26 protein-coding genes are annotated in these 26,622 nt (G+C 74.2%); 17 read left to right on the forward strand and 9 right to left on the reverse strand.

The genetic code is table 11. The features are described 5' to 3' along the window. Positions 1-62 precede the first annotated feature (62 nt). Positions 63-1,031: an MDR/zinc-dependent alcohol dehydrogenase-like family protein gene (locus ACYVKY_RS02035; RefSeq protein WP_460433319.1), complete on the forward strand. Its 969-nt coding sequence runs from the start codon at positions 63-65 to the stop codon at positions 1,029-1,031. A gap of 13 nt (positions 1,032-1,044) precedes the next feature. After that, positions 1,045-1,536 carry an SRPBCC family protein gene (locus tag ACYVKY_RS02040; protein WP_460433320.1) on the forward strand — a complete coding sequence of 164 codons (492 nt, stop codon included), beginning with the start codon at positions 1,045-1,047 and terminating at the stop codon, positions 1,534-1,536. Positions 1,537-1,543: 7 nt separating this feature from the next. On the opposite strand, the gene ACYVKY_RS02045 is transcribed toward ACYVKY_RS02040, so the two are convergent. From ACYVKY_RS02045 to ACYVKY_RS02055, 3 genes are read right to left on the reverse strand one after another with little or no spacing between them, the layout of a single operon-like run. Further along, positions 1,544-1,726 carry a hypothetical protein gene (locus ACYVKY_RS02045; RefSeq protein WP_460433321.1) on the reverse strand — a complete coding sequence of 61 codons (183 nt, stop codon included), beginning with the start codon at positions 1,724-1,726 and terminating at the stop codon, positions 1,544-1,546. A 59-nt stretch (positions 1,727-1,785) separates the two neighbouring features. Then, positions 1,786-2,433 (reverse strand): helix-turn-helix transcriptional regulator, encoded by a 648-nt coding sequence (locus ACYVKY_RS02050; RefSeq protein ID WP_460433322.1) that lies wholly within the window; start codon positions 2,431-2,433, stop codon positions 1,786-1,788. Further along, entirely contained in the window at positions 2,430-3,356 is a 927-nt protein-coding gene (locus ACYVKY_RS02055; protein ID WP_460433323.1) for a DUF4097 family beta strand repeat-containing protein, read from the reverse strand. Before ACYVKY_RS02055 ends, ACYVKY_RS02050 begins: the two co-directional genes overlap by 4 nt. A gap of 143 nt (positions 3,357-3,499) precedes the next feature. Here ACYVKY_RS02055 and ACYVKY_RS02060 point away from each other — a divergent pair, with 143 nt between their 5' ends. Next, the gene (locus tag ACYVKY_RS02060) at positions 3,500-3,940 is read left to right on the forward strand and encodes a hypothetical protein (RefSeq protein ID WP_460433324.1); all 441 of its coding nucleotides are present in this window, start codon (positions 3,500-3,502) and stop codon (positions 3,938-3,940) included. 15 nt (positions 3,941-3,955) lie between these two features. Here ACYVKY_RS02060 and ACYVKY_RS02065 read toward each other — a convergent pair whose 3' ends face one another. From ACYVKY_RS02065 to ACYVKY_RS02080, 4 genes are all read right to left on the reverse strand, one after another. Continuing rightward, positions 3,956-4,570, reverse strand: coding sequence for an SGNH/GDSL hydrolase family protein (locus ACYVKY_RS02065; RefSeq protein WP_460433325.1), 615 nt, complete (start codon positions 4,568-4,570; stop codon positions 3,956-3,958). 10 nt (positions 4,571-4,580) lie between these two features. Continuing rightward, positions 4,581-4,766, reverse strand: coding sequence for a DUF6104 family protein (locus ACYVKY_RS02070; RefSeq protein ID WP_460433326.1), 186 nt, complete (start codon positions 4,764-4,766; stop codon positions 4,581-4,583). A gap of 26 nt (positions 4,767-4,792) precedes the next feature. Further along, on the reverse strand, positions 4,793-8,785 hold the full coding sequence (locus ACYVKY_RS02075; protein WP_460433327.1) for a multifunctional oxoglutarate decarboxylase/oxoglutarate dehydrogenase thiamine pyrophosphate-binding subunit/dihydrolipoyllysine-residue succinyltransferase subunit: 3,993 nt from the start codon (positions 8,783-8,785) through the stop codon (positions 4,793-4,795). Positions 8,786-8,923: 138 nt separating this feature from the next. After that, positions 8,924-10,174, reverse strand: a complete 1,251-nt coding sequence (locus ACYVKY_RS02080; RefSeq protein ID WP_460433328.1) for an ROK family protein — start codon at positions 10,172-10,174, stop codon at positions 8,924-8,926. 175 nt (positions 10,175-10,349) lie between these two features. On the opposite strand from ACYVKY_RS02080, the gene ACYVKY_RS02085 reads away from it, so the two are divergent. The 14 genes from ACYVKY_RS02085 (at position 10,350) to ACYVKY_RS02150 (ending at position 24,796) form a co-directional block, all read left to right on the forward strand. Further along, positions 10,350-11,570 (forward strand): sugar ABC transporter substrate-binding protein, encoded by a 1,221-nt coding sequence (locus ACYVKY_RS02085; protein WP_460433329.1) that lies wholly within the window; start codon positions 10,350-10,352, stop codon positions 11,568-11,570. A gap of 164 nt (positions 11,571-11,734) precedes the next feature. Then, positions 11,735-12,508 (forward strand): carbohydrate ABC transporter permease, encoded by a 774-nt coding sequence (locus tag ACYVKY_RS02090; protein WP_460433330.1) that lies wholly within the window; start codon positions 11,735-11,737, stop codon positions 12,506-12,508. Then, the gene (locus ACYVKY_RS02095; RefSeq protein ID WP_460433331.1) at positions 12,505-13,338 is read left to right on the forward strand and encodes a carbohydrate ABC transporter permease; all 834 of its coding nucleotides are present in this window, start codon (positions 12,505-12,507) and stop codon (positions 13,336-13,338) included. The genes ACYVKY_RS02090 and ACYVKY_RS02095 overlap by 4 nt, the downstream gene beginning before the upstream one ends. A gap of 34 nt (positions 13,339-13,372) precedes the next feature. Then, positions 13,373-13,681 carry an EthD family reductase gene (locus tag ACYVKY_RS02100; RefSeq protein WP_460433355.1) on the forward strand — a complete coding sequence of 103 codons (309 nt, stop codon included), beginning with the start codon at positions 13,373-13,375 and terminating at the stop codon, positions 13,679-13,681. Then, positions 13,678-14,832, forward strand: a complete 1,155-nt coding sequence (locus ACYVKY_RS02105) for a Gfo/Idh/MocA family protein (protein ID WP_460433332.1) — start codon at positions 13,678-13,680, stop codon at positions 14,830-14,832. Before ACYVKY_RS02100 ends, ACYVKY_RS02105 begins: the two co-directional genes overlap by 4 nt. 27 nt (positions 14,833-14,859) lie before the next feature. Further along, positions 14,860-15,720, forward strand: coding sequence for a phosphoenolpyruvate hydrolase family protein (locus ACYVKY_RS02110; protein WP_460433333.1), 861 nt, complete (start codon positions 14,860-14,862; stop codon positions 15,718-15,720). Next, positions 15,717-16,964: a Tm-1-like ATP-binding domain-containing protein gene (locus ACYVKY_RS02115; RefSeq protein WP_460433334.1), complete on the forward strand. Its 1,248-nt coding sequence runs from the start codon at positions 15,717-15,719 to the stop codon at positions 16,962-16,964. Before ACYVKY_RS02110 ends, ACYVKY_RS02115 begins: the two co-directional genes overlap by 4 nt. Beyond that, a complete protein-coding gene (locus tag ACYVKY_RS02120) occupies positions 16,961-18,907 on the forward strand; it encodes an acyl-CoA synthetase family protein (RefSeq protein ID WP_460433335.1) in 1,947 nt (648 codons plus the stop codon). Before ACYVKY_RS02115 ends, ACYVKY_RS02120 begins: the two co-directional genes overlap by 4 nt. Continuing rightward, a complete protein-coding gene (locus tag ACYVKY_RS02125) occupies positions 18,904-20,067 on the forward strand; it encodes a thiolase family protein (RefSeq protein ID WP_460433336.1) in 1,164 nt (387 codons plus the stop codon). Before ACYVKY_RS02120 ends, ACYVKY_RS02125 begins: the two co-directional genes overlap by 4 nt. Then, positions 20,064-20,474, forward strand: a complete 411-nt coding sequence (locus ACYVKY_RS02130) for a Zn-ribbon domain-containing OB-fold protein (RefSeq protein ID WP_460433337.1) — start codon at positions 20,064-20,066, stop codon at positions 20,472-20,474. The genes ACYVKY_RS02125 and ACYVKY_RS02130 overlap by 4 nt, the downstream gene beginning before the upstream one ends. Continuing rightward, positions 20,471-21,718 carry an MFS transporter gene (locus ACYVKY_RS02135; protein ID WP_460433338.1) on the forward strand — a complete coding sequence of 416 codons (1,248 nt, stop codon included), beginning with the start codon at positions 20,471-20,473 and terminating at the stop codon, positions 21,716-21,718. Before ACYVKY_RS02130 ends, ACYVKY_RS02135 begins: the two co-directional genes overlap by 4 nt. Continuing rightward, positions 21,715-22,137, forward strand: coding sequence for a MaoC family dehydratase (locus tag ACYVKY_RS02140; protein ID WP_460433339.1), 423 nt, complete (start codon positions 21,715-21,717; stop codon positions 22,135-22,137). Before ACYVKY_RS02135 ends, ACYVKY_RS02140 begins: the two co-directional genes overlap by 4 nt. A gap of 11 nt (positions 22,138-22,148) precedes the next feature. Then, positions 22,149-23,261: an acetyl-CoA C-acyltransferase gene (locus ACYVKY_RS02145; protein ID WP_460433340.1), complete on the forward strand. Its 1,113-nt coding sequence runs from the start codon at positions 22,149-22,151 to the stop codon at positions 23,259-23,261. Continuing rightward, entirely contained in the window at positions 23,258-24,796 is a 1,539-nt protein-coding gene (locus tag ACYVKY_RS02150) for a flavin-containing monooxygenase (protein WP_460433341.1), read from the forward strand. The genes ACYVKY_RS02145 and ACYVKY_RS02150 overlap by 4 nt, the downstream gene beginning before the upstream one ends. Here the strand turns inward: ACYVKY_RS02150 and ACYVKY_RS02155 are convergent. Beyond that, positions 24,789-25,592: an ABC-2 transporter permease gene (locus ACYVKY_RS02155; protein ID WP_460433342.1), complete on the reverse strand. Its 804-nt coding sequence runs from the start codon at positions 25,590-25,592 to the stop codon at positions 24,789-24,791. The two genes, ACYVKY_RS02150 and ACYVKY_RS02155, sit on opposite strands and share 8 nt — an antisense overlap. Then, positions 25,589-26,599, reverse strand: coding sequence for an ABC transporter ATP-binding protein (locus ACYVKY_RS02160; protein WP_460433343.1), 1,011 nt, complete (start codon positions 26,597-26,599; stop codon positions 25,589-25,591). Before ACYVKY_RS02160 ends, ACYVKY_RS02155 begins: the two co-directional genes overlap by 4 nt. Between the last annotated feature and the right edge of the window lie 23 nt (positions 26,600-26,622).

Below are 26,622 nucleotides of genomic sequence, written 5' to 3' on the forward strand. Positions count from 1 at the left end.
GGCGCCCGGTGGCCGGACGTCCTGGGAGGACGCCGGCAGGCGCGCGCACCTAGGGTGGGACGGTGCTCGCCGTCCACGCCGCCCGCCAGTCCGCCGACGACCCGCTGAGCGGTCTGGAGGTGGGGGAGCGTCCCGAGCCCGAGGTGCCCGACGGCTGGGCGCGGGTGCACGTGCGGGCCGCGAGCCTGAACCACCACGACCTGTGGAGCCTGCGCGGCGTGGGCCTGCCGGCCGACCGGTTGCCGATGATCCTCGGCTGCGACGCAGCGGGCGTCGACGACGACGGCAACGAGGTGGTCGTGCACGCGGTGGTCTCCTCGCCCGACTGGGTCGGCGACGAGACCGAGGACCCGAAGCGGTCGCTGCTGTCGGAGGTGCACCAGGGCACGTTCGCCGAGCAGGTGGTCGTGCCGCGGCGCAACCTGGTGCCCAAGCCGGCCGAGCTCACCTTCGAGGAGGCCGCGTGCCTGCCGACGGCGTGGCTGACGGCCTACCGGATGCTGTTCACCAAGGCCGCCGTGTCGCCCGGTGACACGGTGCTGGTGCAGGGCGCGGGCGGTGGCGTCGCCACCGCGGCGATCGCGCTCGGACGCGCTGCGGGACTGCGGGTCTGGGCCACCAGTCGCGACGAGGCCAAGCGCGCCAAGGCGGTCGAGCTCGGCGCAGACCAGGCGTTCGAGTCCGGCGCCCGCCTGCCCGAGCGGGTCGACGCCGTGCTCGAGACCGTGGGAAAGGCCACCTGGTCGCACAGCCTGAAGTCCTTGCGTCCCGGCGGCACCGTGGTGGTGTCAGGGGCCACGTCCGGCCCCGACCCGTCGGCCGACCTGAGCCGGGTGTTCTTCCTGCAGCTCAACGTGGTCGGCTCGACCATGGGCACCCGCGCCGAGCTCGACCGGTTGGTGCGGCTGTGCCGCAGCACCGGCGTGCGACCGGTGATCGAGCGGACCATCCCGCTCGAGGACGCCCGCGAGGGCTTCGCGGCGATGGCGGCGGGCGACCTGTTCGGCAAGGTCGTCCTCACCCGCGGGTGAGCGGGGACGACGCGTGAGGTACACGACCACGATCGAGGTCGACCGGCCGCTGGGCGAGGTCGCGCGGCTGCTCGCCGACCCCGCCACCCGCGCCTCCTGGCTGCGCGGCCTGGTGCGGCACGAGCCGGTCAGCGGCGAGGACGGCCACGTCGGCACCGTCTCCCGCGTCGCGCTGCGGTCCGGCAAGCAGACGATGGAGGCCACCGAGACCATCACCCGTCGCGAGCCCACCGACCTCGACACGGTGACGGCCGGCACGGTGGTGCGGTTCGAGCGCGAGATCGTCGCCGACGGGATGTGGAACGCCGCCCGGGAGCGCCTCACCGAGGCCCGGCCCGGCACCACGCTGTGGGTGAGCGAGAACGAGTTCCGGTTCGACCACCTGGTCATGCGGGTGCTGGCACCGCTGATGCGCGGGACCTTCCGGAAGCAGTCGCTGGCGCACCTGCGCGACTTCAAGACGTTCGCGGAGGACGGCACCGACGTCCGCGATGCCGCGATCTGACGGCCGGTCAGCGGGCGACGATCGCGCGCTGCAGGTGGTCCCCCGCAAGCGGGAGGTGCCCCCGGTCGGCGGCGAGGTGCCGGCGCCGGGCTCGCGCCGACCCGCGCAGGGCGCGGACCAGGCGGGTCGAGGCGGCGGTGGTGAGGTCGTCGCGGTGCTGGTGGGCCATCATGCGGTCGTCGAGGAACATCGTCGTTCTCCTTCGGGTGTCGTGGCGGGTGCCGTTGCGGATGTCGTGACGGGAGTCGTTCAGGACGAGGGCTTGTCGCGGTTGGCGAGCACCTCGCGGATGGTGCGGACGGCGTCGGTGAGGGCGGCCTCGACCTCGTCGGCCTGCGTGTCGGTGACGCCGTGCCGGCGGGCCAGGGAGCGCACCTCCGACCGCAGCTGCTGGACGGCCGACTCGGCACGGCCGAGCCCCTCGGACGCCTTGCGGCCGGCGCCGGACCACTGCGCGGTCCAGTCGTCGGACCCCGAGCCCGAGCCCGACCCGACGGGACGGCTGCTCGAGCGGGCCTGCTTGGCCGCCGAGCGCAGCTCGTCGCGCAGCGACCTGCTGGAGGCCCGGACGTCCTCGCGCACCTCGGCGGCCATCCGCCGCACCGACGCCGTGATCTCGGCGTCGAGGTCGTCGAGGTCGGTCGTGCGCGAACGCACCTCGGCGCGCCCCGCGTCGGTGATGCGGTACACGGCCTTGCGGCCCTCGTCCTCGCGCTCGACCAGGCCCTCCTCCTCGAGCCGGGCGAGCCGCGGGTACACGGTGCCGGCGCTGGGGGAGTACATGCCGTCGAAGCGCTCCTCGAGGGCGCGGATGACCTCGTAGCCGTGGCGAGGCGCCTCGTCGAGCAGACCGAGCAGGTAGAGCCGCAGCTGACCGTGCCCGAAGACCGGGCTCACAGGTGCTTCCCGAGGTCCGAGCCGCCGAGCGGCTGGGTGCTGTCGGTCGACGGGACCGGCTGGGTCGCCTCCTCGCGCGGCTGCGCGGGGTGGGCGTGCAGGACGGTGACGTCGCCGGACACGGTGGTGGCGGTGATCTCGACCCGGCCCTCGCCGGTGCCCCGCAGGACGCCCTCGACCTTGCCGGGACGCCGGGCGACCTCCTCGTGGCCGGCCGTGACGCGCCCGGACACCGACTTGGCGCTCAGCTCGTAGCCGGACCCGTGCGGGATGCGGACGACGACGTCGCCCGACACCGACTTGGCGAACAGGGTCGCCGGGGCCCGCTCCAGGTCGACGCTGAGCGAGCCGGACACGCTGGTCGCCCGCAGGTCGCCGAGCTCGGCGGCGTGCACGGTGAGCGAGCCGGAGACGCTCTGCCCGGTGAGCGGGCCGCGCTGGTTGCGCACGTCGATCTCGCCCGAGACGGTGCGGGCGTCGAGGTGCCCCGTGACGCCGTCGACGACCACGGTGCCCGACACGGTCTTCACCCGCGCCGGGGCGTGCGTGCCGCTCACCAGGCCGTCGGCGGAGACGGTGCCGAGGGTCACGGTGACCGAGCGGGGGACGGCGATGCTGATCTCGACCGAGTCCATCGAGCGACCGAGGTCCTTCAGGCCCTTGAGGCCGCCGGAGAACAGGCCGTCGAGCCAGGACTCCCACTGCATCTTCGGGTGCTCGAGCCGCAGGGTCGCGCCGTCCCAGTCGACGTCGATCGGCCGGCCGCGCACCGACGACACCTCGACGGTGATCGAGTCGAGGTCGTCGTGGGCGACCACGTCGACCCGGCCCGCCAGCGTGCGGACGACCAGCTCGCGCGGCGGCTCGTCCGGCCCGCCCACCTCGACGACCTTGGGACCGTCGATGCTCCAGTGCTCTGCCATGGCTCCTCCTTCTCGCGATGTATCGCGTCTGTGGCGATCACGTTATATCGCGAGTTGCCGACGGTCAAGATATATCGCGAGTGCGTTCCGGCGGCTGGGGACGGCGGCGCCCACCGGATCGGCGCAGGGCCCAGGATGGGGTCATGCAGCAGCCGCTCGCGCCGCCACCCGGACCACCGCCCGGACCGGTCGGCCGGCCCGCCCGTCCGCCCGGGCTGGGCGCCGGTGCACGTGTGGCTGCGGCGGCGATCGTCCTCGGCGGCGTCGGACTGGGCTCGGTGCTGGTGTTCTACGGGATCGGCGCGCTGCTCGACGCCCTGCTGGACGGCGGTGCGGTCACGTGCGGGGAGCAGGTCGGCTGCGGCATCGGCACCGGCTTCTGGATGGTGGGCGTCGCGGCGGTCGGCTGGGTCGTGGGATTCGTCGCCGCCCTCGTGGTCGCGTTCGCGCTCCCGGCGCGGCTCACGACGGGGCGCGCGCTCGCGGTCGCCGGGTGGGTCGCGGGAGGGGTCGTGCTGCTGACCGCGCTGGCGATGGCGGGGGTCGTCGTCGCCGACGCGGGGAACGTCCGGCCGCCCGGCTGACGGGGCTGCGCCCGGTCAGGCCTCGGGCAGGCCCAGCCAGGCCTTCCAGCCGCCGTGCAGCACCAGCCAGGCGACGAGCCCGTGACCCGCCTGGTTCGGGTGCACGCCGTCGCCGGCGGCGAGGTCGGCGAACCAGTCGTTCTGGGTGCTGAGCGGTCCGTAGCAGTCGACGTAGGTCACGCCGCGCCGGTCGCACACGTCGCCGAACGCGGCGGACAGGTCGGCGACGCGGTCGTTGCGCGCCGCGTCCAGACCCGGCACCGGGCCGACGACGAAGGTGGCGATCGAGCGCGACATCGCGTCGTCGAGGACGTTCGCCAGGTTGAGCCGGCTGCGGGCCGTGCTGGTGCCGAGGTCGAGGTCGGCCGACCCCAGGCCGACGACGAGCCGGTTGTCGCACGAGTCGTCGAAGCGGCGCGAGGTCTCGGTCAGCCAGCGGTCGAGCAGGCCGGCCGTGCCCTCCCCGGGCACGCCGAGCGGGAAGACGGTGAGACCGCCCGGGGGGACGGGGGTGCTGCGCGCCGCGACGCGGCCGGTCCAGCCGAGCGCCTTGGCGTCGCCCACGCCGGCCACGAGGTCGTCGCCGACCACGCAGACCCGCAGGCCGCCGGGGGTGGTCTCGTCGGTCATACCCAGTTGTCTACCAGTCGTTCTCGTCGTCGTCGTCGAGGCGCGCGAGCCAGGTGGCCAGCCGCTCGACCGGCGTCTCGAACTCGGGGTGGACGTCGACGAAGGCGCGCAGCTGCTCGGCCACCCACGACAGGCTCACCTGCTCGTCGCCGCGCCGGTGCTCGAGCTCCTCGATGCCGCGGTCGGTGAAGTACACGCCAGTGCTCCGGAGGATCGCGTCCGTCAGCGGGCGAACGCCTGCTCGACCAGCGCCTGCTGCTCGACGGCGTGCTTCTTCGACGACCCGGTCGCGGGCGACGCGGACGCCTTGCGCGACACGTGCCGCACCGGACGGCCGAGCAGCTCGGGCAGCGCCAGCGCCATGAACGGCCAGCCGCCCTGGTTCGCCGGCTCCTCCTGCACCCACACCAGCTCGGCGTCGCCGAACGGCGCGAGCGCCTCGCCCCACGCGTCGGCGTCGAGCGGGTACATCTGCTCGGCGCGCACGATCGCGGTGCGGGTGTCGCCGGACTTCACCCGGTGGGCGACGAGGTCCCAGTAGACCTTGCCCGAGCAGGCGAGCACGCGGTCGACGCCCCTGGCCTGCTCGGCGTCGGCGAACTGCTCGCCGACGACCGGGCGGAACCCGCCGGTGGTGAAGTCCTCGACGTCCGACGTGGCGGCCTTCAGCCGCAGCATCGACTTCGGCGTGAACACCACGAGCGGGCGGCGCGGCCGGCCGTACGCCTGGCGCCGCAGCAGGTGGAAGTACGACGCGGGCGTCGACGGCATCGCGACGGTCATGTTGTCCTCGGCGCACATCGCCAGGTACCGCTCGATGCGGGCGGACGAGTGGTCGGGCCCCTGGCCCTCGTAGCCGTGGGGGAGCAGCAGCGTCACCGACGAGTTCTGGCCCCACTTCTGCTCGGAGGAGGAGATGAACTCGTCGACGATGGTCTGCGCGCCGTTGGCGAAGTCGCCGAACTGCGCCTCCCACAGCACGAGCGCGTCGGGACGCTCGACGGAGTAGCCGTACTCGAAGCCCATCGCCGCGAACTCCGACAGCAGCGAGTCGTAGACCCAGAACCGCGCCTGGTCGTTCGACAGGTACAGCAGCGGCGTCCACTCCTCGCCGCTCGACCGGTCGGTGAGCACGGCGTGGCGCTGCACGAACGTGCCGCGCCGCGAGTCCTGCCCGGCGAGCCGGACGGGGGTGCCCTCGAGCAGCAGCGAGCCGTAGGCGAGCAGCTCGCCGAAGCCCCAGTCGACGCCGCCCTCGCGCGACATCTGCGAGCGCTTCTCGAGCAGCTGGCGCAGCTTGGGGTGCACCGTGAACGAGGACGGCGGCGAGACGTACGCGTCGCCGATGCGCTTCAGCACCTCGGGCGAGACGGCGGTCTCGCGCTGCGGCTTGGCGGTGGCGTCGTCCTCCTGCTGGGCCGTCGGCTGCTCCAGGCCGCCGGGCGCGTCGGACCCGTCCGCCTGGCGCGGGTCGGGGGCGGACGCCGTCTCGCGGGTCTCGGCGAACACCCGCTCGAGCTGCTGCTGGTAGTCCTTGAGCGCCGCCTCGGCCTCCTCGACGGTGATGTCGCCGCGGCCGATGAGCGACTCGGTGTAGATCTTGCGCACCGACCGCTTGCCCTCGATGAGGGAGTACATGAGCGGCTGGGTCATCGACGGGTCGTCGCCCTCGTTGTGACCGCGACGGCGGTAGCAGACCATGTCGATGACGACGTCCTTGTCGAACTCCTGCCGGAACTCGAACGCCAGCTTGGCGACCCGGGCGCAGGCCTCGGGGTCGTCGCCGTTCACGTGGAAGATCGGCGCCTGGATCATCTTGCCGACGTCGGTGCAGTAGAACGACGAGCGGCTCGAGGTGGGCGAGGTCGTGAAGCCGACCTGGTTGTTCACCACCACGTGCACGGTGCCGCCGGTGCGGTACCCGCGCAGCTGCGACAGGTTGAGGGTCTCGGCGACCACGCCCTGGCCGGCGAACGCGGCGTCGCCGTGCATGAGCACCGGCAGCACCGGGAACGACTCGCCGGCCTTGTTCAGCCGGTCCTGCTTGGCGCGCACGACGCCCTCGAGCACCGGGTTGACCGCCTCGAGGTGCGACGGGTTGGCCGCGAGGTAGACCTTGGTCGACGCGCCCGACTCGGCGGTGAACTGGCCCTCGGTGCCCAGGTGGTACTTCACGTCGCCGGAGCCCTGCACCGACCGGGGGTCCTGGGTGCCCTCGAACTCGCGGAAGATCTGGCCGTACGACTTGCCGGCGATGTTCGCCAGCACGTTGAGCCGGCCGCGGTGCGGCATGCCGATGCAGACCTCGTCGAGGTCGGCCTCGGCGGCGGCCGACAGCAGCGCGTCGAGCAGCGGGATGACCGACTCGCCGCCCTCGAGGCTGAACCGCTTCTGACCCACGTACTTGGTCTGCAGGAAGGTCTCGAAGGCCTCGGCCGCGTTCAGCCGGCCGAGGATGCGCAGCTGCTCGTCGCGCGAGGGCTTGGCGTACTTGCGCTCCACCCGGTCCTGGATCCAGCGGCGCTGGTCGGGGTCCTGGATGTGCATGTACTCGATGCCGGTGGTGCGGCAGTAGGAGTCGCGCAGCACCCCGAGGATGTGCCGCAGCTTCATCACGGGCTTGCCGCCGAAGCCGCCGGTGGGGAACTCGCGGTCGAGGTCCCACAGCGACAGGCCGTGGGTCTGCACGTCGAGGTCGGGGTGGCGGCGCTGGCGGTACTCGAGCGGGTCGGTGTCGGCCATCAGGTGGCCGCGCACGCGGTAGGCGTGGATCAGCTCGATGACGCGGGCGGTCTTGTTGACCTCGTCCTCGTCGGAGAAGGACTTGTCGACCACCCAGCGGACCGGCTCGTACGGGATGCGCAGCGAGCGGAAGATGCGGTCGTAGAAGCCGTCCTCGCCGAGCAGCTTCGCGTGCACCACGCGCAGGAAGTCGCCGGACTGGGCGCCCTGGATGATGCGGTGGTCGTAGGTCGAGGTCAGCGTCATGACCTTGCTGACCGCGATGCGGGCCAGCGTCTCCTCGGACGCGCCCGCGTACTCGGCGGGGTACTCCATCGCGCCGACGCCGATGATCGTGCCCTGGCCGGCCATCAGGCGCGGCACCGAGTGGACGGTGCCGATCGTGCCCGGGTTGGTCAGCGAGATCGTGGTGCCCTGGAAGTCCTCGACGGTGAGCTTGCCGCCGCGCGCCCGGCGCACGACGTCCTCGTAGGCGGCCCAGAACTGGGCGAAGTCCATCGCCTGCGCGCCCTTGATCGACGGCACCAGCAGCTGGCGGGTGCCGTCGTCCTTGGCGAGGTCGATGGCGATGCCCAGGTTGACCTCGGTCGACCTCAGCACGGCCGGCTTGCCGTCGACCTCGGCGTAGCCGTAGTTCATCTCGGGCATGTGCGCGAGCGCCTCGACGATCGCGAAACCGATGAGGTGGGTGAACGACACCTTGCCGCCGCGGGCGCGCGCGAGGTTGGAGTTGATGACGATGCGGTTGTCGACCAGCAGCTTGGCCGGGACGGCGCGCACCGACGTGGCGGTGGGCACCGCCAGGCTCGCCTCCATGTTCGTGACCACGCGGGCTGCCGGGCCCTTGAGGCGCACCGGCTCGGCCTTGGCCGGCGCGGAGTCGTCGCGGGCGGGCGCCTTCACCGGCGGGATGTCGCGGGCGCGGGGGGCGCCGGCCCCGGCGGGCTTGTCGAAGGCGGTGACGGACTGCGCGGCGTCGGGGCCGGCGGCGGGGACGGCCGTGGAGCGGCTCGCGGCACCGGCCTCGGGGGTCGGCGCACCCGCGGGCGCGGGCCGCGAGGGGGAGGGCGCGGACGCCGCGGCGTCGGAGGACGGCACCTCGTCGGGCACCTGCGCGGCGGGGGTGGCGCCCTCGGCCTTGGCAGCGGAGGAGTCGGGCGTCGGCTGGGCCGGGGCCTTCGCGGCGGGGGGCTCCGTGTCGCCGGACGCCTTCGCGGCTGCGGCGCCGTCGGCGCCCTTCGCGTCACCGGCCGTCGCGTCAGAGGTCCCGTTGCCGGCGGCCTGGCCGTCCTCGGCGGGCGTGTAGTCGGCGAAGAACTCCCACCAGGCGCGGTCGACCGACTCCTTGTCGGTCAGGTACTGCTGGTACATCTCCTCGACCAGCCACTCGTTCGGGCCGAAGGCCGAGGCCCCCGGTCCGGCTGCGCCCGGGGATCCGTGCGAGGCGTGCTGGGGGGACTGGGAGGTGGACACGGCGCTGATCGCCCTCTTCCGCTTCGAGTTGGGCCGCAGGTGGTGCTCCAACCCTAGTCCCCTCGTGCGCGCCGGAGCAGGCGGGACGGGCCGGTCCCCAGGTGGTGCGCCGGTGACCCGGGTCACCCCGGGCGGGTGTCAGCGTGAGGCCAGGTCGCGCAGGACGCGGGCGTCGACGCGGTGGGGGAGCAGCACCTCCTCGACCGCAGTCGTCACCGCCCCGCGGATGCCGGCGTCGTCGCCCAGGGTGGCCGGCTCGACCCGCACGTGCTGGGTGGCGGCCGGGACGCCGAGCCGGTAGAGGCTCTCGCGCAGACCGGCGAACAGCTGGTCGCCCGCGTCGGCGAGGTAGCCCCACACGACGACGACGTCGGGGTTGAGCAGGTTCACCGCGCCCGCCACGACCTCGCCGACGAGCCGGCCCGACTCGCGCACGGCCTGGGCCGCCGGCACCACGCCGCGCAACGCCAGGGCGGCGACGTCGCGGGCGGAGGAGACCTCGAGCCCCTGCGCCTGGAGCGCGCTCACCAGGGCGGCGCCGCCGGCCACCGCGTTCAGGCACCCCTGGTTGCCGCACACGCAGCGCACGTCGTGGCCGGCCACGGCGGTGTGCCCGATCTCGCCCGCGAGGCCGGAGCCCCCGCCGACCACCCTGCCGCCGACGACGACGCCGCACTCGACGACGGTGCCGACCTTCACGCCGAGCACGACCGCGGCGTCGGGGTACACCGCGCGGTGCTCGGCGATCGTGAGCAGCGCGACGCCGCGGTCGAGCACGACCGGGACGCCGAACGCCCCTGCGAGCCGGTCCTCGAGCGGGTAGTCGAGCCACGGGCGCGAGGTGCCGGTGCCGACGTCGGACGCGGTCTCGAGCTCGATGCGCCCCGGCACGCCGACCCCGACGCCCATCACGTCGGCGCGGGTGCGCCCCACCTCGGCCATCGCCAGGTCGAGCTCGCGCTCCAGCAGCCGCAGCACCGTCTCGGGCCCGCGCCCGATCGCGACGTCGACCGAGCGGGTGGCGAGGATGTCGCCGGCGAGGTCACCGACCGCCACGCGCATGCCGCTCATGCCGATCTGCGCCCCGAGCACGACCCCGGCCGACGGGTCGAACCCGTAGGTCGTGGCCGGCCGACCGCGACCGCCGGCCAGGTCGTCGCTCTCGCGCAGCATCCCGAGCGACACCAGCGCCTCGACGCGCTCGGTGACGGTCGAGCGGGCCATGCCCATCGCGCTCGACAGCCCGGAGATCGTGGTGGCCTGGCCGCGACGGACCAGATCGAGCACCTCGCCGGCGCGCACCACCCGGGCAGGCGCAGGGCGTCCGCGTCCGGGCCGTCCCGCCGGTGCCGCGACGGGCGCGGCGGTGGACGTCGCGGTGGTCGCCACGCTCGCCTCCTCGACACGCCTCACACGCTGTTATCTCGGCCGCAGACGATAGCAGCGGACCTTGACATCGGTCATCAACGACTTTACGTTGATCATCGACTTAATGGCAGCGTGGCCAGGAGGAGCACAGATGTCCCGTTCCAGTCGCAGGTCGGCCGTCGTCGGCGCTGCAGTCGTGGGGAGCCTGCTCCTCGCCTCGTGCGGTGGCGGCGAGGACGCCGGTACCGACGCCGCCGAGGGCGGCGACCGCACCCTCACGGTGTGGACGTACTACGTGGCGGGCGGTCAGAACGACGCCCTCGAGGCCCAGAACGCCCTGTTCGAGGAGGCCAACCCCGGGGTGACGATCGAGACGGTGCAGATCCCGTTCGACCAGCTCCCCTCGCGGCTGCTGGCCACCGCCACCACCCAGGACGGGCCCGACATCGTCCTCGACAACGTCGTGGTCGACTTCCCGACGCTCGCGGCGGCCGGCGTCTTCGCCGACATCACCGAGTACTGGGACGGCTACGCCGACAAGGACCTGTTCTCCGAGGGGTCGGTGCGCCGGTACGACGACAAGGTCTACAACGTCATGTCGTACACGAACCTGCTCGGCCTCTACTACAACCAGGACGCCCTCGACGCCGTCGGCATCCAGCCGCCCGAGACGATGGAGGAGTTCGAGGCCGCGCTGGCGGCCGTCGCCGCGGACGGCACCTACACCCCGCTCGCGCAGTCGGGTGCCCCCACGGTCGAGGGCGCGTGGATGTTCATGCCGCAGCTGCTGGGCGAGGGCGTCGACTACTGCAACCTCGACGAGGACGCCCTGCTGACCGGCATGGAGCGGATCCAGGGCTGGGCGGAGGGCGGCATCACCCCGCGCGAGACGGCGACGTGGGACCAGGCCGACGCGTGGTCGGCCTTCACCACCGGCGACTACGCCTTCGGCATCAACGGCAACTGGAACCTCGGCGACGCCGCCTCGGCCGGGTTCACCGTCGGCACCACCCAGTTCCCGGCCGGCTCCGAGGGCAGCCACGTCTTCCCCGGCGGCGAGGGCATCGGGGTGGGCGCGTTCGCCGAGGACCCCGACCTGGCCTGGAAGTACGTCGAGGAGGCCTGGATGTCCAGCGAGGCCAGCCTGATCAACTTCGAGAACTCCGGCCAGATCCCGACCCGTTCGGACCTGTCCGACAACGAGGCGCTGACCTCCGACGAGCTGGTGCAGCCCTTCGTCGCGGCCGCCGCCGACACCGCCGACTGGCCGGCGAACGAGCAGACCGCGGCGATGCAGACCGCGATGGGCCAGGCCAGCAGCGCCGTGCTCTCCGGCGAGAAGGACGCCGCCACGGCGACGTCCGAGGCGCTCGAGAACGTGGAGGCCGCCAAGGAGGAAGGCGGGGGATCCTGCTGACCGCCCCCACCTCGGACCGGACCCCGCGGACGGCGACAGCCCCGCCGTCCGCGGGCCCGGCCCGCCCGGGCCGCGTCGCCCGCCCCCGCGTCGCGCCGTACCTGCTGCCGGCACTGCTGGTCAGCGCGCTGCTGTGCGTCTACCCGCTCGTGCAGATGGTGCGGATGGCGCTCAGCGACGTGGGCCCGGCCACCCTGATCGGCGACTGGGAGCTCGTCGGGCTCGAGAACGTCCGCGAGGTGCTCGCCGACCCCGGGTTCTGGCAGGCCGTGCGGGCCACCGCCGTCTTCACCCTGGTGGTGCTCGTGGTCGACCTGCTGGTCGGGTACGTGGCCGCGATGGCGCTCTCGCGCAAGGGCCGGCTGGCCTCCGCGGTGCTGTCGCTGATGGTGCTGGTGTGGGCGCTGCCGCCGCTGGTGAGCGGAAGCGTGTGGAAGTTCATCCTGGCCGGGGACGGCGCCGTGAACTCGCTGCTCGGTCTGGTCGGTCTCGGCCCGGTCGACTGGCTGAGCGACCCCGACCTCGCCCTGTGGTCGGTGAGCTCGGTGGCCGCGTGGGCGAGCCTGCCGTTCGCGATCCTCGTGCTGCGGGGCGGGCTGATGTCCATCCCCATCGAGGTCTTCGAGGCAGCCGCGCTCGACGGCGCCGGGCCGGTGCGGCTCGCGTTCCGCATCGTCCTCCCGCTGCTGCGGCCCACGCTGATGGTGCTGGTGATCCTGGTGGTCCTCTACGCCTTCCGCAGCTTCGACTTCGTCTACGTGATGACGAGCGGCGGGCCGGGCACCGTGACCACGACGCTGCCCTACCTGGCCTACCAGGAGGCGTTCAAGACGTACTCGTTCGGCATCGGCGGCGCGATCGCGATGCTGTCGATGGCCGCCGTGGCCCTGCTGGCGATCCCGTACGTGCGCGGCGTCCGCAAGGAGGAGGGGTCGTGAACGCACCCGGTGGCCAGATGCGCTGGGGCTCGCGGGTCTTCGTCAGTGTCCTCGGTCTCATCTACCTGCTCCCGCTGGTGTGGATCGCGCTCACCGCCTTCAAGTCCGACCGCGACGTGCTCTCGCGTCCCAACGCGCTGGTGTTCATGCCCACCCTCGACGCCTTCTCCGACGTCATCGACGTCGCGAGCACGTCGGTGCTGACGTCGCTGAAGATCGCGCTGCTCACCACCGTGCTGGTGCTGGTGGTCGCCGTGCCGGCGGCGTACGCGCTGGCGCGCCGCGTCACGAGCCGGTGGGCCACCACCAGCGCCGTGCTGCTCGGGTTCTTCCTGGTGCTGCAGATGGTGCCGCAGCCGATGGCGGTGATCCCGCTGTACGGGATCCTCGCCGACTGGCGGCTCGTCGGCAGCCTGACGGGCCTGGTCCTCGCCGACGTCGCACTGCTGGTGCCGTTCGGGCTGCTGCTGCTGCGGCCGTTCGTGCTCGCCATCCCCGACGAGGTCTTCGAGGCGGCCCAGATCGACGGCGCCTCGGGGCTGCGCACGTTCGTCGGCATCGTGGTGCCCCTGATGGTGAACGGCATCGCCACGGTGGGCGCCATCGTCTTCATCATCGCCTGGGGCGAGTTCATCTACGCCACCACGCTGCTCACCGACCCCCGGGAGCTACCCGTCAGCGGCCTGCTCGCCCAGCAGACCTCGCTGTACTCGGTCAGCTGGAACCGGCTGATGACGCTCGCCCTGCTCACCTCGCTACCGCTCCTGCTCGTCTTCCTGCTGGCCAAGCGCCGGCTCGTCGAGGGCCTGTCGGTCGGAGCGGTGAAATGACGTCCACGACCCCGAGGAGACCGACGTGCACCGCATGACGATCCTGTACGGCCGCCCCGCCGACCCCGAGGCGTTCGACGCCTACTACCGCGACGTGCACCTGCCCATCGCGCGCCGGATGGAGGGCCTGACCGGGTGGACCCTGACCTGGGTCGACAGCCAGTCCGGCGACGTCGCGCCGCCGCTGCACCTGGTGGTCGAGCTGTATGCCGAGTCGGCCGAGGCGATGGACGCCGTGCTCGCGTCCGAAGCGGGGCAGGCGGCCTCGGCCGACGTGCCGAACTTCGCCAGCGGCGGCGTCACCTTCCTGCGCGGGACGCAGGAGCAGGTGGAGGTCCGGTGAGCGGCCCGCAGGAGAAGGTCGACGTCGCTGTCGTCGGTCTCGGGTTCGGCGAGGACTTCCTGCCGGTCTACCGGGCGCACCCGCTGGTGGGCGAGATCGCCGTCGTCGAGACCTCGCGCGAGCGGCTCGACGCCGTGGCCGAGCGGCACTCGATCGCGCACCGCTACACCGACTTCCACGAGATGCTCGCGGACGAGCGGTGGCGGGCCGTGCACGTGCTCGCGCCCGTGCGGTTCCACGCCGACTACGCGGTCGCCGCCCTCGAGGCCGGCCGGCACGTCGCGTGCGCGGTGCCGATGGCCACCGAGCTGGCCGACGTGGAGCGGGTCGTGCGCGCCCAGGAGGCCGCCGGCACCGTCTACACGATGATGGAGACCGCGGTGTACGGCCGCGAGTACCGCCTGGTGCAGCGGCTGCACGACCAGGGACGTCTCGGCGACCTCACGATGTTCCGCGGCTTCCACCTGCAGAACCTCGACGGCTACCCGGGCTACTGGCAGGGCTACCCGCCGATGAAGTACGCCACGCACGCCCTCGCGCCGCTGCTCGCGCTCACCGGGTCGCAGGTCGAGACCGTCACGGCGCTCGGCACCGGTCGTCTGACCCCCGAGCGCCTGGGGGAGTACGACAACCCGTTCCCCGCCGAGGTCGGCGTCTTCCGGCTCGGGGGCAGCGACGTCGCCGGGGTCGTCCAGCTGTCGTTCTTCCAGACCGCGCGCACCTACGTCGAGGGCTTCGACGTCTACGGCCAGCACGGCGGGGTGGAGTGGCCGCTGGAGGACGGCGACCCGCTGCGGGTCTACGACCTGCAGCCGCTCGCACCCGACATGCCGAGCACCGGCCTGCGCGGCCGCCGGTCGACCGTGGAGCTCGTCGAGCCCGACGACCACCCGGGCGACCTCACCCCCGAGCTCGTCCCGTTCCTGCGCGACGTGGCGATGCCGCCCGCTGCGGACGGGAGCGAGGAGGTGCGTCGCGCCGAGCACGGCGGGGCCCACCCCTACCTGGTCGACGCGTTCGTGCGCGCGGCCGCCACGGGCCGCCAGCCCTGGGTCGACGCGCGGCGCTCCGCCGCCTGGACGGCCCCGGGCATCTGCGCCCACGAGTCCGCACTGGCCGGGGGCGCCCCGGTGCAGGTCCCGCAGTACTGAGCCGCACGGGTGCAGGAGGAGCGAACCATGTCGCAGGGGAGTGCAGTGTTCACCAGGGAAGCGGTGCTGGAGCGGCTGCGGGCGGAGGTCGCCGCGGGGCGCCCGGTGCTGGGAGCCGGTGCCGGGACCGGGATCTCGGCCAAGTTCGCCGAGCGCGGCGGCGCCGACCTCATCCTGATCTACAACTCGGGCCGCTACCGCATGGGCGGTCACGGATCCAACGCCGGGCTGCTCGCGATCGGCGACGCCAACGCCATCGTGCTGGAGATGGGCGAGCGCGAGGTGCTGCCGGTGGTGCAGGACACGCCCGTCGTCGCCGGCGTCAACGGCACCGACCCGACCCGCGTGATGGCGCGGCTGCTCGAGACGCTGCAGCGGGCCGGCTTCGCCGGCGTCATCAACTTCCCGAGCCACGGCATCATCGACGGCCGCTGGCGGGAGAGCCTGGAGGCGACCGGCTTCGGCTACGACCGCGAGGTCGAGATGATCCGCGAGGCCGCGAGCCAGGGCATGTTCACGATGGCGTACGTCTTCACGCCCGAGGAGGCCACCTGGATGGCCGAGGCGGGCGCCGACGTCGTGGTCGCGCACATGGGCCTCACGCTGGGTGGCTCGATCGGCGCCGGCACGTCCTACACCAAGACCCTCGACGACTGCGTCGTCCTCATCGAGGAGATCGCGCAGGCCGCGCGGAAGGTGCGCGAGGACGTGCTGGTGGTCAGCCACGGCGGACCCATCGCCACGCCGGACGACGCCGCCTACGTGCTCGCCCGCACGACCACCGTCGGCTTCGTCGGCGCCTCGAGCATCGAGCGGCTGCCCGTCGAGGAGCCCATCCGCGAGGTGGTCGCGCAGTTCAAGGCGCAGGACCTCGGCCCGGTCGGATGACGACGTCGGCGGGCCCCGGGACGGCCGGACCACGCGTCGTGCTGGTCGGCGCGCACGACACCAAGGCCGAGCCCCTCGCGCTGCTGCGCGCCGAGCTGGTGCGGCACGGGTGCGCCGTGCACCGGGTCGACTTCGCGACCACCGCGCACGACGTCGGCTGCGAGACCTCCGCCGAGGACGTGGCGGCAGCGGCGGGCACCACGGTGGCCGCGGCGCACGCGTCCGGGCGCGGCGAGGCGGTCGCGACGATGGCCGAGGGCGTGCGCCGGGTGCTGCTCGCGCTGCAGGACGACGGGCCCGTCGACGCCGTCGTGCTGTGCGGCGGGTCGGGTGCCGGCACCGTGTTCGCCGCAGCCGCCCCGGCGCTGCCGTTCGGGGCGACGAAGGTGCTGGTCTCCACCGTCGTCGCGGGCGACACCCGTCCGTACCTGCAGGGCCTCGACGCGCTGCTGTTCCACCCCGTCGTCGACGTGGAGGGCGCCAACGGGCTGCTCGCCGACGTGCTGCGCCGTGCGGCGGCGGCCACGGCGGGCGCCGCACGCGAGAGCGCGACGGCGCGCGCCACCCCTGCCGACGACGCCACGCACCTGGTGGCCGTCACCATGTTCGGCATCACCACGCCGTGCGTGTCGGCGGTGCGGCACCTGCTGGCTGCGCGCGGGTCGCAGGCGGTCGCCTTCCACGCCAACGGCACCGGTGGCGCGACGATGGAGCGGCTGGTCGAGCAGGGCCGGTTCGGCGCCGTGCTCGACGTGACCACCACCGAGCTGGCCGACCTGGTCGCCGGCGGGACCCTGTCGGCCGGTGAGAGCCGCCTCACCGCGGCCGCCCGGGCGGGGTTGCCGCAGGTCGTGGTGCCGGGCGCCCTCGACACCGCCAACTTCGGCCCTCCGGACACAGTGCCGGAGCGGCTGCGGGACAGACGGTTCCACGCCCACAACCCCCACGTCACGCTTATGCGCACCGACGTCGACGAGAACCGCGAGCTGGGACGCCTCGTCGCCGATCGGGCGTCCACCGCGCCCGCCACCACGACCGTGGTGCTGCCGATGGGCGGGTTCTCCGAGCTCGACCGCCCCGACGGCCCGTTCTGGTGGCCCGAGGCCGACGAGGCGTTCCGTACCGCCCTCGTCGAGGGACTGCACCCCGGCGTGCGGCTGGTCGAGTCCGACCTGCACGTCAACGACCCCGCGCTGGCGCGGTCGCTGGTCGACGAGCTCGACCGGCTGGGGCGAGCGCGGTGAGCGCCGACCCGGTCGTGCCGACCTGGTACCCGCAGGACCACCACCGGGAGCGGTCGCGCCTGCTGGACCTGTGCCGCAGGGCCGGCGTCGCGGACCGGGCCGGGTTGGACGCGATCGCCCGCCGTGACCCCGCGGCCTTCTGGGGCCTGCTCGCGACGTGGATCGGCCTGCGCTGGCAGCAGGAGCCCACGTCCGTCGTCGACGACCCCGCGCTCGGCCCGGCGGTGCGGTGGTTCCCCGGCGGCTCCGCGAACGTCGTCGACAGCGCGCTCCTGCGCTGGGTCGACCAGGGTCGCGGCGAGGAGGTGGCCCTGCTCTGGGAGGACGAGGACGGCCGGACCGGCAGCTCGACCTACCGCGAGCTCGTCGACGAGGTCGGTTCCGTGGCAGCGGGTCTGGGCCTTCACGGGGTGCGTCCGGGCGACCGGGTCGGCGTCCAGCTGCCGATGTGCCGCGAGGCCGCGGTGGCCCAGCTCGCGCTCGCCTGGCTCGGGGCGGTCGCCGTCCCGGTCTTCTCCGGCTTCGGGGCCGAGGCGGTCGCCGACCGGCTGCGGCTGGCGGGTGCGACCGCGCTCGTGGTGGCCGACGGCGTGCGCCGCCGTGGGCGGGTGCTCGACCTGCGCGCGTCCACCGGGGCCGTCCTCGACGCCGCGCCGGAGGTCACGCTGTGCGTCACCGTCCCGGTGGCGGGAGCGGACGGCGACGTCGCGCCGTTGCGTGGCGAGATCCGTTGGGAGGCAGTGCGTCCGGCGGGCTCGGCACGGGTCGCCCCGCCGGCCGCGTGCCCGACCGACCACGCGCTGATGGTGGCGTACACCTCGGGCACGACGGGCCGACCCAAGGGCGTGGTGCTCGGCCACGCGGGGTTCGCCCTCAAGTCGGGAACCGACGTCGCGATGCTGTTCGACGCGGGTCCGGGCGACGTGGTGGCGTGGGTCACCGACCCGGGCTGGGTCATGCACCCGATCACGCTGCTCGGCGGCCTGGTCGCCGGCGCCGCGGTCGCGCTGGTCGACGGCGCACCGGACTGGCCGGCAACGACCAGGCTCTGGGAGTCGGTCGAGCGGCTCGGCATCAGCGTGCTCGGCGTCTCGCCGACGCTGGTGCGCACCCTGATGGCGCAGGACGCCGTCCCGGCGGTGCGTCCGCCGTCGCTGCGGGTGCTCGCCTCCAGCGGCGAGCCCTGGACCTCCGACGCCTACGCGTGGCTGCACCTGCGGGTCGGGCGGGGGGACCTGCCGGTCGTCAACTACTCGGGCGGCACCGAGGTCAGCGGCGCGATCCTCAGCAACACCGTGACCGAGCCGGTCGTCCCGTGCGCCTTCGCCGGCCCGGTGCCGGGGATGGCGGCGGCGGTGCTCGACGACGCCGGCGACCCGGTCGCCCGCGGCGTCGGTGAGCTCGCGCTGCTGGCCCCCTCGCCCGGCATGCCGCTGGGGTTCTGGGGCGAGCCCGGACGCTACGAGCGCACCTACTGGAGCCGGTGGCCGGGCGTGTGGGCGCACGGCGACTGGGCCGAGCAGGCCGAGGGAGGGCACTGGTTCGTCCACGGCCGCAGCGACGACACGCTCAAGGTGGCCGGCAAGCGGCTCGGCCCGGCCGAGGTCGAGGACGTCGTGAACGGCGTCGACGGCGTGCTGGAGTCGGCCGCCGTCGGCGTCCCCGACCCGGTCAAGGGCTCGGCGCTGGTGGTGTTCGCGCGCACCGGCGTCGGCGCCGACGCCGAGGCCGTCCGCGCGGCGGTGACCGCGCGCGTGCAGGACGCCCTGGGCCGGCCGCTCCGCCCGGCGGCGGTGCACGTCGTCGACGACCTGCCGCGCACCCGCAGCGGCAAGATCCTGCGGCGGCTGGTTCTGCAGGTGCACCTCGGCCACGACACCTCCGGCTCCGACGCGAGCCTGGCGAACCCGTCGGCCCTCGACGCCCTGCGGAGTCCGCGATGAGCCTGCGGGGGCAGGCGGCCGTGGTGGCCGTCGCCGAGCTGCCGAACCGGCGGGAGGCGCCCGGGCGCACCCACCTCGACCTGCTGGCCGAGGCGGCCCGGCTCGCGCTCGACGACGCCGGCCTCGAGCCCGGGCAGGTCGACGGCCTGCTGGTGGGCGTGCAGGTGGGTGAGACCCCGCAGCACGTGGCCGTCACGGTGGCCGAGTACCTCGGGCTGCAGGTGTCGTTCGCCGACGTCGTCGACCTCGGCGGGGCGTCGGGCCCCGGCATGGTGTGGCGAGCCGCCGCCGCGATCGGCGCCGGCCTGTGCACCACGGTGCTGTGCGTGCTGGCCGCAGCCCGCGACAGCGCCGTCCCGGCGCCGCGCTCGCCCAACCGCAACCCGATCCGCGAGTTCGACGTGCCGCACGGGGCGAGCGGGGCCAACACCTCCTACGCGCTGATCGCGCAGCGCTACCTGCACGAGTTCGGCCGCCGACCCGAGGACCTCGCGCTCGTGCCGGTGGTCGAGCGCGCCAACGCGCACCTCAACCCGCACGCGGTGTTCCGTGGGCGCGAGCTGACCGTCGACGACGTGCTCGCCTCGCCGCTCGTCGCCGAGCCCCTGCACCTGCTCGACATCGTCATGCCCGTCGCCGGTGGCACGGCGGTGGTGGTCACCTCGACGGCGGGGGCCGGGCGGTTCCCGCGGCGGCCGGTGCTGCTGCGTGGCGCCGGCGAGCGGGTGACGCACCGCGCGGTCTCGGGAGCCCGCACCCTCACCTCGACCCCGTTGCGCGAGGCGATCGGTGCCGCCTGCGCCATGGCGAGCGTGCGCCCGGACGAGATCGACGTGCTCGCGCTCTACGACTGCTACAGCATCCTGGTGCTGCTGACGCTCGAGGACGCCGGTCTGTGCGCTCCCGGCACGGCCGCGGACTGGATCGCCGACCGAGACCTGTCGCACCGTGGCGAGGTCTCGCTGAACCCCCACGGCGGGCAGCTGGCGTGCGGGCAGGCCGACCTGTCCGGCGGCATGTCGCACCTGGTCGAGGCGGTGCACCAGCTGCGCGGCACGGCCGGTGAGCGGCAGATGGCCGACCCGCGCCTCGCCCTGGTCACGGGCAACGGCGCGACCGCCGGCGAGGAGGTCGCGCTGGTGCTGGAGGCCGCGCCGTGACCCGGGTCCCGCGTCCCGGCCCGCCGCCGAACCCGGTGACGGAGCCGTTCTGGGCGGCGCTGGCCGAGGGTCGGCTGCTGCTGCAGCGCTGCGCGCGCTGCGGCCACGTGCAGCACCACCCGCGGCCGCTGTGCACCGCGTGCTGGGCGCCGGAGCCGCAGTGGGTCCCGTCCGCCGGTGACGGGTCGGTCTGGACCTGGACGGTCGTGCACCGCGCCGGCCACCCGGGCTGGGTCGACGCCGTCCCGTACGCGGTCGTCGTCGTCGAGCTCGACGAGGGACCGCGGCTGGTCACCGCCTGGTCGGGCGACCTCGGCGACCTGTCGCTGGGCCGCCGCGTGCAGGTCGGTGGGCGCGAGGAGGACGGCCACCACGTCCTCGTCGCCGCGCCCACGGAGGTCCCGTGAGCACCGTCGCCGCGACCGCCGACGGCTCGCTCGCGCACCGCCAGCTGCGGCTGGTGGCGACCGCGCAGGTGCTGGCGATGGCCACCTGGTTCGCCGCCACCGCGGTCGCCCCCGCGCTGCGCGAGCAGTACTCGGTGGGCGCCGTCGGCTCCACGCTGCTGATCTCGGCGGTGCAGGTGGGGTTCGTCGTCGGCGCGCTCGCCGCGGCCGCCACCAACCTGCCGGACCGGGTGCACCCACCGCTGCTCATGGCGGCCGGCGCGTGCGCGGCCGCGGCGACCACGGCGGCTCTCGCGCTGCTGCCCACCGGTTTCGGCGGGGCGGTCGTGCTGCGGCTGCTCACCGGGATCGCGCTGGCGACGGTGTACCCGGTGGGGATGAAGCTGGCGATCAGCTGGTTCGACCGCGGCCGCGGGCTGGCCGTCGGCGTGCTCGTCGGTGCGCTCACCGTCGGCAGCACGCTGCCGCTGCTGGTGTCGGGGCTGCTGGGCGACGCCTGGCGCGAGGCGCTGCTCGTGGCAGCGGGTCTGGCCGTCCTCGCCGCCCTCGTCCTGCGTGGCGTGCGGGTCGGCCCGCTGGTCTCGGCCGCCACCGCGCTCGACCCGCGCGCCGCGGTGCAGGTGCTGCGCGTGCGCGAGTCGCGGCTCGCGGTGCTCGGCTACCTCGGCCACATGTGGGAGCTGTACGCCGTCTGGGTCTGGTTGCCGCTGTACGTCGCGGCGAGCCTTCGCGCCGCCGGCGAGGACCCCACGGGCGCGCAGGTGGGCGTGCTCTGCTTCGTCGCGCTCGGCGTGCTGGGGCTGGCCGGGTGCGTGGGGGCGGGCCGTCTCGGCGACCGGGTCGGCCGGGCCCGCACCGCCGCGGGCGCCATGGTGGTCAGCGGCACCTGCTGCGTCGTCGCCGCGCTCGCCTTCGGCGCGCCGCCGTGGGTCACCGTCGTGCTGCTCGCGGTCTGGGGACCGTCGGTCATCGCCGACTCCGCCCTGTTCTCGGCCTGTCTCGGCTCGGTGGTGCCCCGCGACCACGTGGGCACCGCGCTCACCCTGCAGACCGCGCTCGGCTTCCTGCTCACCGTCGTCAGCATCCAGCTCGTGCCGGTCGTGGAGGCCGGGCTCGGCTGGCCCGTGGCGGTGGGGCTGCTCGCAGTGGGCCCGCTCGCCGGCGCGGTCGCGATGCTTCGGCTGCCCGACCCGTCCCGTCCCGTCAGACCCGTCCGCACCATCCCGACCGAGGAGACCGCATGAGCGCCTGGACGATCCGCCAGCCGCAGGTGGGCGACACCGCCCGCCTGTCCCGCACCGTCACCGAGCACGACATCGGGCTCTTCACCGACATCTCCGGCGACCGCAACCCGCTGCACTACGACGCCGAGGCGGCAGGGCGCTCGCGCTTCGGCGAGATCGTCGTGCAGGGCGGGGTCACCAGCGCGATCCTCAACGCCGTGGTGGCCGAGGAGCTGCCCGGGCCGGGCACCGTCTTCCTCGAGGTCGCCTGGCGCTTCACCGCCCCGGTGCGCCCGGGCGACACCATCACCGGCGAGGTCGAGGTCACCGCGGTGCGCGACGACAAGCCGATCACGACGCTCGCCACCCGGGTCGTGCGCGACGACGGCGTGGTCGCGCTCGAGGGCACGGCGGTCTGCTACACGATGGCCCTGGGGTGAGCGGTGCCGGGGTGAGCGCGTCCGTCGTGCTCCTGGGCGGTGCCCGCACGACCGTCGGGCGCCTCGGCGGCCGCTGGGCGGGCGTGCCGGCCACCGAGCTCGGGGGCCGCGCCGTGCGGGGTGCCCTGCAGCGGACCGGCGACCCCGCGGTCGACCACGTGCTGCTGGCCAACGTGGTGCAGGCGGGCAACGGGCAGAACCCGGCCCGACGGGCGGCCCAGCTCGGCGGGGTGGCGCGCACCGTCCCCGGGACGACCCTGAACGACGTGTGCCTGGCGAGCCTCACCGCGGTCGCGCACGGCGCCCTGCTGCTGCGCGAAGGCGAGGCGAGGACGGTGCTGGTCGGCGGCTTCGACTCGATGAGCACGGCCCCGCGCGAGCCGGTCGACCTGCTCGTGCGCGACGGCCTGTGGTGCAGCCTGGAGGACGTCGGGATGGGCGCGCTGAGCGACCGCGCCAACCGCGACCTCGCGGTCTCGCGGGCCGACCAGGACGCCTACGCCGTCGAGAGCCACCGCCGGGCGGCCGCCGCCACCGACGCGCGCCGGCTGGCCGACGAGCTGGTGCCGGACGAGACCCGCGACGGGGTCGACGAGGGCATCCGCCGCGACAGCACGTCCGAGCGGGTCGCGCGCCTCGCACCCGCCTTCACCGACGACGGCACGATCACCGCCGCCAACGCCTCGCAGATGTCCGACGCCGGTGCCGCAGGCGTGCTGACCACCCGCGAGCTGGCCGACGCCGAGGGCCGGCCGGTGCTGGCGGAGGTGGTGGGGAGCGCGGTGGTGGCCGGCCCCGACTCGAGCCTGCACCTGCGTCCGGCCGAGGCCGCCGAGCGGCTGCTGGCCGCGCACGGGCTGGCGGTGGGCGACGTCGCGCTCTGGGAGGTGAACGAGGCGTTCGCCGGCGTGGTGCTCGCCTCGCAACGACGCCTCGGTGTCGACCTGGACCGGGTCAACGTCAACGGCGGAGCGATCGCGCTCGGGCACCCGTTGGGGGCCAGCGGGTTCCGGCTGGTGCTGACGCTGGCGCACGAGCTGCGCCGGCGCGGCGAGGAGCTCGGGGTCGCGACGATGTGCGGCGGGGGAGGGCAGGGACGCGCGGTGCTCCTGCGGGCGGCGTGAAGGACGAGGCGGAGGACGCGGTGCGGACGGTGCAGTCGGTGGACGTCGTGGTGGTGGGGGCCGGCATGGGCGGGTTGGCGTCCGCGCGGTGGCTCACCGCCCACGGGCACGAGGTGGTGGTGCTCGAGGGCCACTCGTCCCTCGGCGGGCAGTGGGACGCGACCAATCCGCGCAGCGGCGTGTGGCCCCAGATGCGCACGAACACAGCGTGTTTCCTCACCCGGTTCTCGGACACGCACTACGACGACGGCGTGCGGATGTTCCCCCGCAACGGGGAGGTGCTCGGGCTCCTCGAGCGGTACGCCGACGAGTTCGACCTGCGCCGGCGCATCCGGTTCGGTGCCGAGGTCGTGCGGGTCGGCCGGGCCGAGGTCGGCGGGTACGACGTCGTGTGGGTCGAGGCCGGCGAGCAGCACGTCGTGCGGGCTCCGCGCGTCGTGGTGGCGAGCGGTCGGTACAACCGCCCCGAGGTGCCACCTGTCCCGGGGCTCGAGGCCTTCACCGGCGTCGGCGGGGTCCGGCACGCCTTCACCTACGCCGGCCCCGAGGAGCACCGCGGACGGCGGGTGCTGGTGTGCGGGGGCAGCATCTCCGCGCTCGAGGTCGCCAGCGACCTGGCGCTGGGCGGCGCCGCCGAGGTGCATCTCGCGCAGCGGCGGCAGCGGTACGTGATGCCCAAGATGGTGGCGGGCACCCCGATCGAGTCGTACGTGTTCACCCGCGAAGGCGCCCTGGCGCTCGAGTCGTCCTCGTCGGCCGAGCTGCTCGCGGCCACCGCCGAGCGCATCCTCACCCTGGGCGGCGACCCCACCCGGTACGGGGCTCCGGCGCCGCACCCGGACATCGCGCAGGCCGGGGTCACCGGCAGCCCCCACTACCTCAATCTCGTGGCCGAGGACCGGATCAGCGTGCACCCGTGGGTGAGCGCGGTCGACGGCGGCACCGTCCGGTTCACCGACGGGTCGACGGTGGAGGTCGACACGATCGTCCCCGCGACCGGTTTCGACCTGCACCTGCCGTTCCTCGATCCGGCGATCGCGTCGGCCGTCCGGCTCACCCGCACCTCGCTCGACCTGGCCGACTTCACCTTCCACCCCGACCTCGACGGCCTGGCCTTCGTCGGGCTGTGGGCCCAGCTCGGCCCGTACGCGGTGCCGCTCGAGCAGCAGGCGCGCTGGATCGCCTACACCTGGAGCGGGGTGCTGCCCGCGCCCTCGCACGAGGAGCTGCGCGCCGCGCTCACCCGGTGCGTCGAGCAGCAGCTGTACGCCGGGTACCGCGAGCAGCACGAGATGGCGATCCGGTTCGGGCGCCTCGCCGGCGTCGACCCGGTCGCGGTCGACGACCGCGAGCTGGCTGCCGTGCTCCCGCGCGCCACGGTGACCGCCGACACCTTCCGGCTGAGGGGACCGGACGCCGACCCCGCTGCGCGCGAGCGCGTGCTGACGACGTTCTGGGCGCACTGCCCACCCGCGGTGGCCGCGCAGGTGCGGGAGGAGCTCGCCCGCACGGCCACCGCGCCCGGGCTCAGGTGACGTCGCGGCGCAGCTGCAGCAGGGCGCCGACGCCCGCGGTGACCAGGGCGTAGCCCAGCAGCACCAGGAGTCCCACCCACCAGGTGAGCACCTGGATCTCCGGCCCGCCCGGGCCGGTGTCGGTGGTGGGCTGCAGCATCGCGCTGGTGGCCGAGCTGGGCAGCCACTTCACCAGGTCCGGACCCCAGGACACGAAGGACAGCGCGACCGAGGCGATGGTCTCGGCGACGATGAAGCCGATGCCGACCAGGATCGCCACGATCTGGTTGCCGACCAGGGTGCCGACCCCGACCCCGATGAGCCCCCACAGCACGAAGGCCACCAGGGCCAGCGCGAGGGCGCGCACCAGCCCGTCGGCGCCGAGGTTCAGGTCGATGCCCCGCAGCGACAGGATCAGCGCGGTGACGGCGACGCCGAGACCGAGGCCGACCACGCCGTAGAGCAGCGCGTAGGCGGCGGTGACCACCCACTTCGCCAGCACGATGCGGGGCCGGTGCGGCGTGCCGAGGATCGTCGTGGTGATGGTCTTGTGCCGGTACTCGCTGCTGATGACCAGCACGCCGAGCACCAGGGCGAAGACGTACCCGAACGAGCCCAGGCCGATCGTGTAGAACGACCGCGCGATCGCGTCGTCGTCGGCGGGGGCCGGCGCGGTGGCGCCCGGGGCGAACTCGAGACCGGCGGTGAACGCGTTGGGCAGCGACCACAGCGTGGCCCAGGCGGCGAGCCCGATGAGCATGCCCCACCACGCCTTGGTGGTGCTCAGCTTCAGCATCTCGGCCGAGACGGTGCTCACGGCGCGACCCCCTTCTGCAGCGACGGATCGGTGGTGGCCGCCTGGTCGACCGGCGCGGCGGGCGCGAGCGGCCCGTCGGCGGTCGTGCGACCCACGTACTCGGGCGAGACCAGCTGGAAGAACATCGACTCCAGGTCGGAGCCGACGGCCTTGAGCTCGTGCACCTCCAGCTGGGCGGCGAACAGCCGCGACCCCACCTCGGGCGCGGACAGGCCGTGCACGAGCAGGGAGCCGTCCGGGTGCGGGTCGGCGTCCCAGGCGCCGTCGTGGGCCAGGCGGGCCAGGCCGTCCGGGTTCGCGACCCGGACGAGCACACCCGCACGGGCCTCGGCCTCGAGCTCGGCGAGGGTCGACTGCTTGACCGCCTGCCCCTGGCTGATGATCACGACGTCGTCGACGGTCTGCTGCACCTCGGACAGCATGTGGCTCGACACCAGGATGGTGCGGCCCTCGGCGGCGAGCGCGCGCAGGAAGCCGCGCAGCCAGCGGATGCCCTCGGGGTCGAGGCCGTTCGCCGGCTCGTCCAGGATGAGCACCGAGGGGTCGCCCACCAGCGCGCCGGCCAGGCCGAGGCGCTGCCGCATGCCCATCGAGAACCCGCCGACACGGCGCTTGGCGGCAGCCGACAGGCCCACCAGGTCGAGCAGCTCGTCCGCGCGGGACGCGGGGGCACCGCAGGTGCGGCCCAGCACCCGCAGGTGGTTGCGGGCGTTGCGGCCCGGGTGGAAGCTGCTCGCCTCGAGCGCCGCCCCGACCACCCGCTGCGGCTGGGGGATGTCGACGTAGCGCGCGCCGCCGATGGTGGCGGTGCCCGCCGTCGGGGCCACCAGCGACAGCAGCATCCGCAGCGTGGTGGTCTTGCCGGCGCCGTTCGGACCGAGGAACCCGGTGATGCGCCCCGGTTCGACGGTGAACGTCAGGTCGCGCACGGCGGCGACCGTCCCGAAGTGCTTGGTGAGACCCCTCACCTCGATCCGCCGGCCCTCGTGCGTCGTCGTGGCGCTCATCGCTGCTCGACCCCCTGTCGGTG

The sequence above is a fragment of the Angustibacter speluncae genome, from assembly GCF_054777815.1.

Bases quoted from the DNA above. Each gene is read 5' to 3' on its own strand.
- ACYVKY_RS02045 (WP_460433321.1), bottom strand. From the start codon at position 1,726: ATGTTCCTCGACGACCGCATGATGGCCCACCAGCACCGCGACGACCTC.
- ACYVKY_RS02055 (WP_460433323.1), bottom strand. From the start codon at position 3,356: ATGGCAGAGCACTGGAGCATCGACGGTCCCAAGGTCGTCGAGGTGGGC.
- ACYVKY_RS02060 (WP_460433324.1), top strand. From the start codon at position 3,500: ATGCAGCAGCCGCTCGCGCCGCCACCCGGACCACCGCCCGGACCGGTC.
- ACYVKY_RS02065 (WP_460433325.1), bottom strand. From the start codon at position 4,570: ATGACCGACGAGACCACCCCCGGCGGCCTGCGGGTCTGCGTGGTCGGC.
- ACYVKY_RS02090 (WP_460433330.1), top strand. From the start codon at position 11,735: ATGGCGCTCAGCGACGTGGGCCCGGCCACCCTGATCGGCGACTGGGAG.
- ACYVKY_RS02100 (WP_460433355.1), top strand. From the start codon at position 13,373: ATGACGATCCTGTACGGCCGCCCCGCCGACCCCGAGGCGTTCGACGCC.
- ACYVKY_RS02110 (WP_460433333.1), top strand. From the start codon at position 14,860: ATGTCGCAGGGGAGTGCAGTGTTCACCAGGGAAGCGGTGCTGGAGCGG.
- ACYVKY_RS02115 (WP_460433334.1), top strand. From the start codon at position 15,717: ATGACGACGTCGGCGGGCCCCGGGACGGCCGGACCACGCGTCGTGCTG.
- ACYVKY_RS02125 (WP_460433336.1), top strand. From the start codon at position 18,904: ATGAGCCTGCGGGGGCAGGCGGCCGTGGTGGCCGTCGCCGAGCTGCCG.
- ACYVKY_RS02140 (WP_460433339.1), top strand. From the start codon at position 21,715: ATGAGCGCCTGGACGATCCGCCAGCCGCAGGTGGGCGACACCGCCCGC.
- ACYVKY_RS02160 (WP_460433343.1), bottom strand. From the start codon at position 26,599: ATGAGCGCCACGACGACGCACGAGGGCCGGCGGATCGAGGTGAGGGGT.